14 protein-coding genes are annotated in these 13,209 nt (G+C 64.8%); 5 read left to right on the top strand and 9 right to left on the bottom strand.

All coding sequences use genetic code 11. The features are described from left to right. Positions 1–35 precede the first annotated feature (35 nt). Together VFH65_RS16680 and glpX are read right to left on the bottom strand one after the other, a co-directional pair. Entirely contained in the window at positions 36–1,460 is a 1,425-nt protein-coding gene (locus tag VFH65_RS16680) for a class II fumarate hydratase (protein WP_353322919.1), read from the bottom strand. A 22-nt stretch (positions 1,461–1,482) separates the two neighbouring features. Continuing rightward, positions 1,483–2,511, bottom strand: a complete 1,029-nt coding sequence (glpX, locus tag VFH65_RS16675; RefSeq protein WP_353322918.1) for a class II fructose-bisphosphatase — start codon at positions 2,509–2,511, stop codon at positions 1,483–1,485. A 54-nt stretch (positions 2,512–2,565) separates the two neighbouring features. On the opposite strand from glpX, the gene VFH65_RS16670 reads away from it, so the two are divergent. Then, complete coding sequence (locus VFH65_RS16670; protein WP_353322917.1) at positions 2,566–3,201, top strand: DUF4245 domain-containing protein; 636 nt, start codon at positions 2,566–2,568, stop codon at positions 3,199–3,201. A gap of 8 nt (positions 3,202–3,209) precedes the next feature. After that, positions 3,210–4,037 (top strand): dienelactone hydrolase family protein, encoded by an 828-nt coding sequence (locus VFH65_RS16665; protein ID WP_353322915.1) that lies wholly within the window; start codon positions 3,210–3,212, stop codon positions 4,035–4,037. Here the strand turns inward: VFH65_RS16665 and VFH65_RS16660 are convergent. From VFH65_RS16660 to VFH65_RS16650, 3 genes are read right to left on the bottom strand one after another with little or no spacing between them, the layout of a single operon-like run. After that, positions 4,018–5,247, bottom strand: a complete 1,230-nt coding sequence (locus VFH65_RS16660; RefSeq protein WP_353322944.1) for an AI-2E family transporter — start codon at positions 5,245–5,247, stop codon at positions 4,018–4,020. The genes VFH65_RS16665 and VFH65_RS16660 overlap by 20 nt on opposite strands. Before the next feature lie 52 nt (positions 5,248–5,299). After that, the gene (locus VFH65_RS16655) at positions 5,300–6,130 is read right to left on the bottom strand and encodes an SDR family NAD(P)-dependent oxidoreductase (RefSeq protein WP_353322914.1); all 831 of its coding nucleotides are present in this window, start codon (positions 6,128–6,130) and stop codon (positions 5,300–5,302) included. Beyond that, positions 6,127–6,900: an SDR family NAD(P)-dependent oxidoreductase gene (locus VFH65_RS16650; protein WP_353322912.1), complete on the bottom strand. Its 774-nt coding sequence runs from the start codon at positions 6,898–6,900 to the stop codon at positions 6,127–6,129. Before VFH65_RS16650 ends, VFH65_RS16655 begins: the two co-directional genes overlap by 4 nt. 83 nt (positions 6,901–6,983) lie before the next feature. On the opposite strand from VFH65_RS16650, the gene VFH65_RS16645 reads away from it, so the two are divergent. After that, a complete protein-coding gene (locus tag VFH65_RS16645; RefSeq protein WP_353322910.1) occupies positions 6,984–7,445 on the top strand; it encodes an SRPBCC family protein in 462 nt (153 codons plus the stop codon). Positions 7,446–7,518: 73 nt separating this feature from the next. Here VFH65_RS16645 and VFH65_RS16640 read toward each other — a convergent pair whose 3' ends face one another. From VFH65_RS16640 to VFH65_RS16630, 3 genes are read right to left on the bottom strand one after another with little or no spacing between them, the layout of a single operon-like run. Then, complete coding sequence (locus VFH65_RS16640) at positions 7,519–8,397, bottom strand: formylglycine-generating enzyme family protein (protein ID WP_353322908.1); 879 nt, start codon at positions 8,395–8,397, stop codon at positions 7,519–7,521. After that, positions 8,390–9,301 (bottom strand): HAD family hydrolase, encoded by a 912-nt coding sequence (locus tag VFH65_RS16635; RefSeq protein ID WP_353322907.1) that lies wholly within the window; start codon positions 9,299–9,301, stop codon positions 8,390–8,392. Before VFH65_RS16635 ends, VFH65_RS16640 begins: the two co-directional genes overlap by 8 nt. A 2-nt stretch (positions 9,302–9,303) precedes the next feature. Then, entirely contained in the window at positions 9,304–10,848 is a 1,545-nt protein-coding gene (locus VFH65_RS16630) for an arylsulfatase (RefSeq protein ID WP_353322905.1), read from the bottom strand. A 407-nt stretch (positions 10,849–11,255) separates the two neighbouring features. Between VFH65_RS16630 and VFH65_RS16625 the strand changes: the two genes are divergently transcribed. Together VFH65_RS16625 and VFH65_RS16620 are read left to right on the top strand one after the other, a co-directional pair. Next, positions 11,256–11,714, top strand: a complete 459-nt coding sequence (locus tag VFH65_RS16625; RefSeq protein WP_353322903.1) for a DUF5994 family protein — start codon at positions 11,256–11,258, stop codon at positions 11,712–11,714. Between the two features lie 59 nt (positions 11,715–11,773). Continuing rightward, on the top strand, positions 11,774–12,052 hold the full coding sequence (locus VFH65_RS16620) for a DUF1876 domain-containing protein (protein WP_353322901.1): 279 nt from the start codon (positions 11,774–11,776) through the stop codon (positions 12,050–12,052). A gap of 25 nt (positions 12,053–12,077) precedes the next feature. On the opposite strand, the gene VFH65_RS16615 is transcribed toward VFH65_RS16620, so the two are convergent. Next, positions 12,078–13,202, bottom strand: a complete 1,125-nt coding sequence (locus VFH65_RS16615) for a 3-beta-hydroxysteroid dehydrogenase (protein WP_353322900.1) — start codon at positions 13,200–13,202, stop codon at positions 12,078–12,080. Positions 13,203–13,209: the final 7 nt, after the last annotated feature.

Here is a 13,209-nt window from a genome sequence, read left to right as displayed (position 1 = left end):
GCTAACTCCCCGCCTGTGTTGGTTTCAGACGTTTGTTACCGCTCGCCGTCCTTGACCTTGGCCATTGCCAGCACGTCCAGGCGCTTATCGAGCTCCTCGAGCGACAATTTGTCGCCGATCAGGCCCCTGTCGATGACGGTCTGGCGAATGGTCTTGCGCTCCTTGAGCGCCTCCTTGGCCACCGCCGCAGCCTCCTCGTAGCCGATCGCGGAGTTCAGCGGGGTCACGATCGACGGCGACGATTCGGCCAGCTGGCGAAGACGCTCTTCGTTGGCGATCAGCCCATCGATGCACCGCTCGGCGAACAGCTTGGAGGCGTTGGTCAAGATCTTGAACGACTCGAGCAGGTTGCGGGCCATCATCGGGATGTAGACGTTGAGCTCGAACGCGCCGGCCGCACCGCCCCATGCGATCGCTGCGTCGTTACCGACAACCTGCGCGGCCACCTGCGTAACCGCCTCGGGGATAACCGGATTGACCTTGCCGGGCATGATCGAGCTGCCCGGCTGCAGATCCGGCAACAAAATCTCACCAAGGCCGGTCAGCGGACCTGAGCCCATCCAGCGAATGTCGTTGGCGATCTTGGTCAGCGACACCGCGATCGTGCGCAGCGCGCCGGACGCCTCGACGAGGCCGTCGCGCGCCGCCTGTGCCTCGAAAGAGTTGGCGGCCGTGCGCAATTCGGCCACCCCGGTCTGGTCCACCAGCACCTCGACGACCTTGGTGCCGAACCCGTCAGGGGCATTGAGCCCGGTGCCGACGGCAGTGCCGCCGATGGCCAGTTCGCCCAGCCTGGGAAGACACGCGCGCACTCTTTCTATGCCGGCCTCGATCTGGCGGGCATAGCCGGAGAATTCCTGGCCAAGGGTCACCGGCACGGCGTCCATCAGGTGCGTGCGTCCGGATTTGACGACGGTGCGCCACTGGTGGGCCTTCGAGTCCAGGGCTTCGTGCAACACTTCCAGTGCCGGAATCAGGTGCCGCACAGCGGCTTCCGTGGCCGCGATGTGCGTCGCGGTCGGGAACGTGTCGTTGGACGACTGCGACATGTTCACGTCGTCGTTGGGATGCACGGTTACGCCGTTCTGCGCGGCGATGCCGGCAATCACCTCGTTGGTGTTCATATTGGAGCTGGTGCCCGAGCCGGTCTGGAACACGTCGATGGGGAACTGGTCGTCGTGTAGGCCGTCGGCGATCTCGCCTGCCGCGGCGATGATCGCGTCGGCCTTCTCCGGCGCCAGCAGGCCGAGGTCCTTGTTCACCTGTGCGCAGGCGCCCTTCAGCAGGCCGAGCGCCCGGATCTGGGTGCGCTCCAGCCCGCGGCCTGAGATCGGGAAGTTCTCCACCGCCCGCTGCGTCTGGGCGCGCCACAGCGCCGTGATCGGCACCCGGACTTCGCCCATGGTGTCGTGCTCGATGCGGTACTCGACGTCCTGTGGAGTGACTGAGTCGACGCTCACGTATATCCCTCGCTAGTTGTTGTTACGGCAGCGGATAGCCGGCGTTGCTATCGCCGGTGAAATCGATCGCGGAATACTCGTTGAGCTTCGAAAGCCGGTGGTACGCCTCGATCATCCGGACGGTGCCCGACTTCGAGCGCATCACGATCGACTGGGTGGTGCAGCCACCACTGAAGTACTGCACGCCTTTGAGCAGGTCACCGTCGGTGACGCCGGTCGCGCAGAAGAAGACGTTCTCCCCCGACACGAGGTCCTCGGTGGTGAGGATCTGGTCCAGGTCATATCCGGCGTCGATGGCCTTCTGGCGCTCGTCGTCGTCCTTGGGGGCGAGCTGACCGTGGATCGCACCGCCCATGCAGCGGATCGCGGCCGCGGTGATGATGCCTTCGGGTGTGCCACCGATGCCGGCCAGCAGATCGGTGCCCGAGTTGGGCCGGCAGGCCGAGATGGCGCCCGCCACGTCGCCGTCGGTGATGAGCCGGATCCGGGCGCCGGCATCGCGGACTTCGGCGATGAGCTTCTCGTGGCGCGGCCGGTCGAGAATGCACACCGTCATGTCGGACACCGACAGCTTCTTGGCCTTGGCGACCTGGCGGACGTTCTCGCCGATCGGCGCGGTGATGTCGATGGCATCGACCGCGTCGGGCCCGACGGCGATCTTGTTCATGTAGAACACCGCCGACGGGTCGAACATCGCGCCGCGTTCGGCAACCGCCAGCACGGAAATCGCGTTGGGCAGGCCCTTGGCCATCAGCGTGGTGCCGTCGATCGGGTCGACGGCGAAGTCGCATTCCGGCCCGTCGCCGTTGCCGACGTGTTCGCCGTTGTAGAGCATTGGCGCGTTGTCCTTCTCGCCCTCGCCGATCACCACGACGCCGCGCATCGACACCGAGTTCACCAGCTCACGCATGGCGTCGACCGCCGCGCCGTCGCCGCCTTCCTTGTCGCCGCGGCCTACCCAGCGGCCCGCCGCCATCGCCCCGGCTTCGGTGACGCGCACCAGTTCAAGGGCGAGGTTGCGGTCGGGGGCTTCACCACGCGTGGGGCTCATGCGCAGATTGTCCCAGAAGCGGATCGTCGTTTGTGAGCTGGGATACTGGCTCCTATGACGGAACAGCCGCTACCCACGCCGAAGCAGGCAAAGCCGCGGCTGCTGCAGGACGGCCGGGACATGTTCTGGTCGATGGCTCCGCTGGTGCTTGCCTGCATCGTGCTGGCCGGGGTGCTGGGCATGTGCTCGTTTCAGGCCAGCGGGCCGCGTCCGGGGCCGGTACCTGAATACGACGCTCCGGCCGCCCTGCAGGCCGACGCCGATGCGCTGAAGATTCCCATCCGGCTGCCGAAGTTGCCGGCCGGCTGGCAATCCAATTCCGGAAGTCGCAAGGGCATCGACAGCGGCCGCACCGATCCGGCCTCGGGCCAGCTGGTCCGCGCGGTCAGCTCGACGGTCGGATACCTGGCCCCCAGCGGGATGTACGTGAGCCTCACCCAGAGCAATGCCGACGAAGACAAGTTGATCGGCTCTATCAACGCCGATGTGTTTCCGACCGGCACCGTCGACGTGGATGGCGTCAAGTGGGTGGTCTACGAAGGTGGCGAGGACGCGGAGCCGGTGTGGACGACTCGGCTCAACGGCGCAGGCGGCCCAGCGCAGATCGCCATCACGGGTAGTGCCGGTACCAACGAGTACCGTACGCTGGCGGCGGCGACGCAGGGCCAGTCGCCGCTGTCCGCCAAATAGGAGACACCATGACTTCGCGCAAATCTGATGGCGCCGCCGAGGCGGCTCCGGAAGCCGACCTGACCGGATGGACCGCCGAGCCGTTCACCGCGGCCGGCTTCACCTACGACGTGTACCGCAAGGGCGAAGGCCCAGGTGTCGTGTTGATCCCCGAGATGCCTGGCATCCACCCCGGCGTGCTGGGGCTGGGTAATTACTTGGTGGACAACGGATTCACGGTGGCTTGTCCTTCGCTGTACGGCACGCCGGGCGCACGGGGCGTCAGGCCGGGCGCGGTGCCGGTGATGCTGCGTGGTTGTGTGGCAAAGGAATTCGCCGCATTTGCCACCAACGCGGACCGGCCGGTGGCGCACTACCTGCGTGCGCTGGCCCGCGATCTGAACGAGAAGACCCCGGGCAAGGGAGTCGGTGTGATCGGCCAGTGCTGGAGCGGCGGCTTCGCACTGGCGGCCGCGGTCGATGACAGCGTGCTCGCCCCGGTACTGAGCCAACCGTCACTGCCGCTGGGATTAACAGCGAAGCAGCGCAGCGATCCCGGTTTGTCCGAAGCCGAATTGAAGATCGTCGAACAGCGAGCCGAGAACGATGGTCTATGCGCGCTGGGCCTGCGGTTCAGCGAAGACCCCCTGGCGCCGGGCGCACGCTTCAAGACTCTCAAGGCGCGACTCGGCGACGCGTTCGAGGTGATCGAGATCAGCTCCAAGAAGGGCAATGAGCACGGCTTCGGCAAGATGGCTCACTCGGTGCTGACCTTGGAGGTGCGCGAGGTCGAACTACACCCGGCCTACGAGGCGCGCAAGCGCGTCGTCCAATTCCTCACGGAGCGCTTGGGTTAACCTCCGGGCCCGGCTTGCCTGCTTCCGCGTCCGCCTTGTCCGGTTCCGGCTTGCTCACTTCCGGCTTCGCCGCTCGCCTGGCCCTGCGAGTGAGCCATCCTAACAGCCGTCTCTGTCGAGGTCGCTTGTCGTCTTCATCGGGCTGGTCTATCGGCACCCCTTTGTAAACCGCCAGGTAGACGCTGATCGTGGTGACGATGACGATCATGATGACCGGACCGATGACAATTCCCCACGCGCCGAACATCGCGATCCCGGCGAACACCGCCAGCAACATCAGCGCCGAGTCGAGGCGTGCGGTGCGCGGCACCAGGATCGGTCGCAAGAAGTTGTCGATGTTCGTCACGACGACGATGTGGAAGACGATGACGAAAACGCCGCCGATCACGTTGCCGAACAGAATCATTCCGATGCCGAACGGAATGCTCAGGATGCCTCCGCCCAGCGGAATGACGGACAGCGCGCTCAAAAGTATTGCGAACATGAAGAATCCGTCGTGGAAGCCGGCGATGTAGATCGACGCCGCCCCCGCGACACCCTGACAGACGGCGATCACGAACTGTCCCTTGACGGTGCCGCCCACCATCGCGCCCATCTTGGCCAGATAGAGGTCGGTCACCTCTTCGCCTAGCGGGTTGAGCCGGCGAATCAGGGTCTGTACTTGTTCCTTGTTGGTCAGCAGCGAGATGAACACGTAGAGGAACAGGATTGCCGCGGTGATCGCGCCGACGACGCCTCCTGCCGCGCCTTGCAACAAGCCGAGCACCCACTGGCCGGCATCTTGGGCGACAGTGGTCACCCCGCGCTGGATCGACTCGGGGGTGAGCTTGATATCCAGGAACGGCACCCTGGCGATCAGCTCGTTGGCGATGCTCAACACCCGGTCGCCGAGCGCGCTCATGTCGGTCCTGGCGATCCAGTCGGCGACGCCCTTGACCATGTCGGTGATCTGGACGACCGCCAGCATCACCACCAGACTGGCAGGCACGATGACACAGGCGATCGCCGCCAACAGAGTCAGTGTGGCCGAGGCGCCGGTGCCGAGCCGCTTGTTGAGCCGATCGAACAGCGGGCTGAACAGATAGGCAGCGACGGCGGCGACCACGATCAGAATGAAGTAGCCGCGCAGGAAATACGCTCCGAAGAGCACGGCGATCACCGTGAAGATGGCCAGGGCGCGTTTCTGCGTCACTGTGAATTCGGTATTCATTCCGGTCACGATGTGACGGTAGTCAGGTCGGGCGGCCTGACAGGGGATTTGCTCAGTGAATTTCTGTGCGCGCCCTCGACTGGCTGGCTCGCTGCCGTTCGATGAAACCGACCGACATGCGCTGCATCAGGCCTGGCGCGAGCCGGGCCAACACCCATTGGGCGTGGGCGCGTCGCGGTTTCACCAGCACGGCCTTGTTGCGTTCGATGGCGCGAAGGGTGTCGCGCGCGAGGCGGTCGGGGTCGTAGGCCGTCTTGACGCCCTGGCCCTGCAGGAAATAGTCGCGGCCGACGAAGCCGTTGATGGCGCCCTTGTCGAGGATGGGGGTCTCGACGGCGGAAGGGCAGACGACCAGCACGCCGACTCCGCGCGCGACGGCCTCGGATCGTAATGCCAGAGACAGGCCGACGACGGCGTGCTTTGTCATCACATAGCTGGTGATCTGCCCGGCCGCGGTGAGCCCGGCCATCGACGCGGTGTTGACGATGTGGCCGTGGCCCTGCCGGACCATCAGCGGGTAGGCCGCGGCTACGCCGTGCACGACGCCGCGGATGTTGACGTCGATGATTGCGTTCCACTGCTCGAGCGTGAGCAACTCGGAATCGCCACCCCATACGATGCCGGCGTTGTTGAACAACAGGTCCAGCCGGCCACTGCGGTTGACCACCTCGTCGACGGCCGACTGCACGGCGGCCGCGTCGGTCACGTCGAGGCGGGCCGCATGCGCGCCGGTGCCAAGCGCGGCGGCGGTGCGCGCGGCGGCGTCACCGTCGATGTCGGTGCAGACCACTTCGGCGCCCGCGCTGACAAGTGCCCTGCACAGTGCCGCGCCGATGCCAGAACCGGCCCCGGTGACGATCGCCTGCTTGCCTGCGAAACTCATTGGGAGTTCACAAGTTTCATGACGTGGCTCATGAGGTCCGGATAGCGTTTCAGGTGCGCGCCGCCGTTGAGGTCGAGCACCTCGCCGGTCAGCCAGGAGGATTTCGGTGAGCACAGGTACAGCACCGCCTCGGCGATGTCCTCGGGTGTGCCTGCGCGGCCGAGCGCGGTGTTGTCCAGATAATCCTCGACGACGCCAGGCACCGACGCGGCCGGTTCGGTGAGCGGGGTGTGGACGAACCCGGGCGCCACGGCGTTGACCCGGATGCCGCGCGGTCCGAACTCCAATGCCGCGACCTGGGTGAGCATCGAAAGGCCGGCCTTGGCCGAGCAGTAGGCGCTCATCCCTGCGGCGGGCTGGCGGCCGTTCAGCGAGCTGATGGACACCAGCGCCCCGCCGTCGGTCAGGTGGCGGCCGGCGTGCTTGGCGACGATGAACGCGCCGGTGAGGCAGACGTCGACGACCGAGCGAAACTCGTCGACCGGCATGTCGGTGATCATGCCGACGTTGGAAAACCCGGCGCAGTTGACCACGACGTCGAGCGGCCCGGTTTGGTCGAAAAGCTGTTGCACCGACTGCTCGTCGGTGACCTCGACGTGCGCGGCGGTGTGCGGGTCGCCCAGCTCGGCTGCCCGGTTTCGTGCGCCGCCGGCGTTGCGGTCGGCCACCGTGACACGGCACCCTTCGTGGGCAAGGGCGCGGGCCGTCGCCCACCCGATCCCGGAGGCGCCGCCGATGACGACGGCGACGCGCTCACTACTTTTGCTCATCCGGTGGGCCCTTCGACGGCGAAGTAGAACGTGTTCCAACTTCACACTCGCGGGCCGAAAGTGCAATAGAGCAGACTCGACTCGTGACCGATTTGAAGATATCCGAATCGATTTCCGTGGCCGCGACACCCAATGAGCTGTATGCGCTGGTGTCGGATGTGACGAGGATGGGCGACTGGAGCCCGATCTGCCGGGCCTGCTGGTGGGACGAGGGAGACGGCCCGCGCGTGGGCGCGTGGTTCACCGGCCGCAACGAGGTCCCGGGGAGGACGTGGGAGACCCGTTGTCAGGTGGTGGCCGCCGATCCCGGTCGAGAGTTTGCGTGGGAGGTCAACAACGGCTGGGTCCGCTGGGGATACACGTTCGAGCCCGATGAGGGCGGCACCCGGCTCACCGAGTCGTGGGAGTTCCTGCCGCCTGGCATCGCCGGGTTCCGCGAGCGGTGGGGCGCCGAGGCTGACGCGCAGATCGAGAATCGTCGCGAATCGGCCCGAACTGGCATCCCTGCGACGCTGGGGGCGATCAAGGAAGCCGCCGAGTCCTAATTCGCCGAAACTGTATTCCGGCAGGCCTCTTCTCGAACTTTCTCTGCCGGAATACCGTTTCGGCGGTGGGGGTTCAGCGCTTGACGCAGCGAAAGCCGATGTGGCTCATACCGGTATCGACGGGCTGCGGCCGGCGGGCGGCGGGCCGGTAGCGCAGGCAGTAATTGTCGGCGCACAGGAACGAGCCGCCCTTGACGACCTTGCGGGGCACCCGGAACTGCGGCTGCCGCGGGTCGTAGCTGTCCGCTTCGCAGCACGACGAGGCGGCGCGGGTGTCGACGTACCAATCGGTGGTCCACTCCCACACGTTGCCCGCCATGTCGAACAACCCATAGCCGTTGGGAGGGAAGCTGCCGACCGGACTGGTGCGGCCGTACCCGCGGTCGGGACGCCACGGGAAGTCGCCGTGCCAGTAGTTGGCCAGCCGCTCGCCCTGCTGCTCCGGTTCGTCACCCCACGTGTACGTTGCGTGCTCGAGTCCGCCCCGGGCGGCGGTCTCCCACTCCGCTTCGGTCGGCAGTGACAGTCCGGCCCAGGCCGCGTACGCCTCGGCGTCCTCATAGGCGACATGCACCACCGGGTGGTCTGCTCGCTTGTCGATCGACGAGTGCGGGCCAACCGGATGTTGCCACGATGCGCCTGGCGTCCAGGTCCACCACAGGTTCAGGTGCCGCAGATCGACCGGGCCCGTCGTGCGGGTGAACACCATGGAACCCGGCTGCAGGTTCTCAGCCGGTGCGTCGGGGTAGTCAACCGGGTTCAGTGGCCGCTCGGCCACGGTGAGATAGCCTGTCGCAGCGACGAATTCGGTGAACTGCACGTTCGTCACCTGCACGGTCTGTATCCAGAATCCGTCCACGGTCACGGGACGAGCGGGCCCCTCCTCGGGGTAGTGCTGATCGGATCCCAGGGTCGCGGTCTGCGCGGGTATCCAGGCGAAGTCGTCAGTCACTGAAGACGCATGTCCAGTCGTTCTTCATGCTGACGACCGTCCAGCCGTACTGATCAGCGTGCTCAAGCGCACGTTCTGCCCCTGCGGTGTAATCGAATTCGCGCTCCGCATCGTCGTGCAGCACCAACAGCCGCAAGCCGCGGCAGTACTGCAACATCTCGTCGTCGCCGTTGGAGTTGCCGACGGCGACGATGGGCCGTCGCCCCATGCGGCTCCAGATGCGAACGGGCTTTTCGGGCCCGTCGTCGAAGATGTCCAGCGCGGGCGTGATGAGCAACTCGCCGTCGCCGTCGCGGCCCACGAAGCGCAGCGCCTGAGCGCTGCCAATCACACGCTCCGGCGGGATGCCGTAGATGGCGCTGGTGATCGGTCGCATGAAGTCACGGCCGCCGCCCGAGACGATGTAGCACGTGAAGTCGTTGGCCTCCAGATAGCGCAGCAATTCCACCATCGGTGCATAGGTGCAGTCGCGATAGAGCCTGCCCAGCGTCGGATGCTTTGCACGGTCGAAGAACGCTGCCACCAGCTCGGCGAATTGATCCACGGATACCGAATCGTGCAATGACAGAGCGGCGAACATGAGGGTATTCATGTCGCTGTCGTCGCCCTGGTAGTGCTTGGTGACGGCGGCGCCGAACCAGTTCATATCGCCGTCGGCTGCTGCTCGAAATGGCTGCTCTTCGCGCAGCGACGGGACGGCCGCCGCCTTCTCCGCCAGCCGGTAGACGATGAAGTACAGCTGGATGTACGCCGGCTTCTCACACCACAGGGTGCCGTCGTTGTCGAAGACGGCGACACGTGCTTCGGGCTCGACGAAGTCCGGCCCCTCGGTGGTCACGCGTGCCACGAAGTCGACGATCGCCGACGTCGTGGTGCCGGTGGCCCATGATTGCAGTTCTGCCACGGTCAGCCGCCTCGGGAGGCCAGGAACTTGTTCAGTTCTTCCACCGCGTGGTTGATGGTGAACGTCGCCGGTTCCTGGCGCGGGGGGAACTCCTTGAACGTCTCAAGGAACTGCGTCGCGATCGCCGAGCCGTACAACACGAGGTAGATGCGATCGATCACCCAGTCCCAGTAGGTGTTTGACGTGATGTCTGCGCGCTCGAATGGGTCTGTGCGCAGGTTGAACAACTTCGGGGCGCGCAGCGGCGTGAACGGTTCGAACCAGATCTGGAGGGTGCCCTGACACCGCTGCTCTTGGAAGACCACCTTCCAGTTCTCCGCGCGGATCCCCAGCACGTCGCAGTCGTCGGAGAAGTAGATCATTCCGCGCCGTGGGCTCTTGTCCACGTCACCGGTCAGGTACGGCAGCAGGTTGTAGCCGTCGATGTGGACCTTGTAGGTCATATCTCCGGCCTTGTGGCCCTTCTTGAGTTTGTCGACGATGTCCGGTTCGCCGGCGGCGGCCAAGAATGTCGGCAGCCAATCATGGTGCTGCACAATTTCGTTCGACACCGAGCGGGGCTTGATCTTGCCGGTCCAGCGGATCATCTCGGGGATTCGGAACGCGCCTTCCCAGTTGGTGGCCTTCTCGCTGCGGAACGGCGTGGTCGCGCCGTCTGGCCAGCTGTTCGCGTGTGGGCCGTTGTCGGTGCTGTAGATGACGATGGTGTCCTCGGCGATCCCGAGTTCGTCGACAAGGTCAAGCAGCTGACCAACATTGCGGTCGTGGTCGATCATCGTGTCGTGGTAGGGCGACTGCCACCGACCGGACTGGCCGAGACTCTCCGGCTTGGTGTGGGTCCGGAAGTGCATGTGCGTCATGTTCATCCACACAAAGAACGGCGTTTCGGCTTCATGCTGGCGCCGGATGAAATCGACACAGGCGCCGGTGGTCTCGTCGTCGATAGTCTCCATCCGCTTCTTGGTCAGCGGTCCGGTGTCCTCGATCCGCTGCTTTCCCACCGGGCCGTAGCGATCGTCCACCTCGCCAGAGTCTTCATCGGTGGCCCAAGAGTGGATGACACCACGCGGGAGCAGGGCTCTGCGCAATATCGGCGCCTCTGCCTCGGTGGGGTAATCCGCGTTCTCGGGTTCCTCCTCGGCGTTGAGGTGATAGAGGTTGCCGAAGAACTCGTCGAACCCGTGCGCAGTGGGCAAGTACTTGTTGAGGTCACCGAGGTGGTTCTTGCCGAATTGGCCGGTCGCGTACCCCAGAGGCTTGAGCAGCTCGGCGATCGTCGGATCTTCGTTCTGCAGTCCGATATCCATGCCGGGCATCCCCACCTTGCTCATCCCGGTGCGGTAGACGCTCTGGCCGGTGATGAAGGACGAACGACCGGCGGTGCAGCTCTGCTCACCGTAGGAATCGGTGAAAAGCATTCCCTCATCGGCGATCCGGTCAATGTTGGGCGTGAAGTAACCCATCATCCCCCTGCTGTAACAACTCAGGTTCGAGATCCCGATGTCGTCGCCCCAGATGACCAGGATATTGGGCTTGGAATCAGGCATGGTCTTAGTCCTTTGCTAGGAATCTTGCGCAGCTTCTCGTCGGCTTCCTCGACGCTAGAGCTTGCCGGTTGACGTCGCGGCGGAAATTCTCGAACCTCTCGAGGAATGTGGTCGACAAAGCGGTCCGAGCTCTCCGGTGAGCTAGTGCAAGAGGTTGATTTTCCCGCCATTTCGACTACTTTTCCTAGTCGATGCCACGAGTTGGCGCCCATTTCGGCGTGCATTTGATCGAGTTCGATAAATGCTTTGTGGCCCTTTTGATTCGACGTATCGCACGATTGGTGCCGCGGTGAGGCGCCGGTGCATACAGGGCCGTGGGCTATCCTTGATGAATCGTAGGTTTGTCGCGTGTCCGCAACTTCGGTTACCGTCTGCGATTGCTCTTATAGCTGACGGGAGCACCTCTAATGGTGCAAATCGCGTCCCAGACCTCAGGTGCGGCCCGGTTGGCGTTGTGTGAGCGTTCTACCCTTCCCGGCGCCGTCGACGGCGCGTGGTGGCCCAGCAACTCCGATCTGAGGACGCAGCTGCCCGACCTCGTCGCCGTTCTTGGTTTGGTGGTCGGCCCGGTACATCGCGTCGTATACGACCCTTCGATGTGGCCGCATGCACCGTCGCGGATCATCCGGGGTACCGCCGTGATCTCCGTCGACCCCTACGCAATGGTCTCGCGCGACACGATCTACCTCGTCGGCACGCACGCGCGCAACGCCGTGCTCTACGTCGTGCCACCCGCCACCCGCAGTGACGCCGCGCTGCACATCCTGCGCGCGGTCAGCGACGGCACACAACCGATGAGCGTGCCCGTGCTGCGGACGCTCATCCGGCAATCGGCGACCGCTGCCGGGGCCTCCGAGGCCAGATAAGCCTGCCTCTTGTCGACCGCTAGCTTGCGGCGCACCCTGGTAAAGGGAAGGTGATGGCGATGTACGACAAGAATCTGGACCACAAGTGGCACGTCGAGGTCGAGTTCGACGAGGACGAAACCCACACGCATGCGACGGTGCGCGCCAAGCGGGGCGACGACGACACACTGACCGCCCGTGGCGATGCCTACCGCAACCCCAAGGACAGCAGCCAGCCGATGATCGGCGAGGAGATTGCCGCGGCCAGGGGCCTGATCGCGCTGGGCACCGAGCTGCTGCAAAGCGCGTCGTCGCGGATCGAGCAGACGACCCACCGGCCGGTGCACCTCTACCGCTGAGGCGTTCGGCCAAGCGGAGGGGCGCTCAGCCCACTGCAGGCTCTTCGGTGACCAGGGTGACCGCGTGCGGCGTCGCTTCGGCCTTCATCTGGTGGAAGAGGTCGACGTAGTAGGGCAGGCATTCGGCCATCGCCTGTTCGGTGGTGAACAGGGGCTGGTATCCGAGGTCGCGCTGAGCCTTGGCGATCGAGAAGTAGTTGTCGAGGTAAAGCCGTTCCACCGCAAGGGGTTCCAGCAGCGGTTTGGGCAGGCCGAAGCGGAAGTGGAACCACTGCCACACTGTCATAATGAACTTCACCAGCCGTCCGGACACCCAGAGCTTCGGCCACGGTTGTCCGCACGCCTCGACCACCGGCCGCGAGAACTCGAACATGTTGATCGGCTCGCCGTCGTTGATGAAGTACGCCTGCCCGGGTGCGGTTCCGCCGGGAACCAGATGCTCCGCGGCAAGGATGAAGCCGTGAATCAGGTTGTGTACGTAAGAGTTATCGAGCTTGACGCGCTTGCTGCCGACCAACACCTTGATGTGGCCCGCCAGCACGTTCTCGAAAACCTTGCGGAACATCGTCTGATCACCGCGGCCCCAGATGCCGCTGGGCCGGATGGAACACGTAAGCAGGTCGTCAACGCCGTTCTGTGACAACACGAATCGCTCAGCGACCACCTTGGTCTCGGTGTAAAGATCGTTGAATCGCTTTGTGTAGGGCAGAGTTTCGTCGCCGCCGGAGATTTTCTCGCCACCCATCACAACGCTGTTGGATGCGGTGTACACGAACCGCTTCACCCCGGCGATCTGTGCGGCATGCACCAGGTTCTTCGTGCCGTCGACGTTGACCGCGAAGCTTCGCCGCCGGTACTCCTCGGTGACCGACGCGCCGCCCATCAGATCGATGATGGCCGCGGTGTGGATGATCGTGTCGATGCCGTCGACGGCGCCGGCCACGGTGTCCTCGTCGCAGATGTCGCCTTCGATCACCTGCAGCCGCGGGTGAGCAGGCAGCGGGGAGGGGGCACGGTCGAACGAGCGGACCTCATGCCCGCGGTCGAGCAGTTCGCTCACCAGGTTGGCGCCGACGAAGCCGGAGCCTCCCGTGACGAGCACCCGGCCAAGATCGGTGGTCAGCGTTGAGTCACCCATGCCGGCGAGCATAATTGAA

Origin of the sequence: Mycobacterium sp. (genome assembly GCF_035697385.1) — a bacterium.
In the GTDB taxonomy this organism is placed as follows: Bacteria; Actinomycetota; Actinomycetes; order Mycobacteriales; family Mycobacteriaceae; genus Mycobacterium.
The sequence above is the reverse complement of the archived record's forward strand: the minus strand, read 5'-3'. Positions and strand labels throughout refer to the sequence as shown.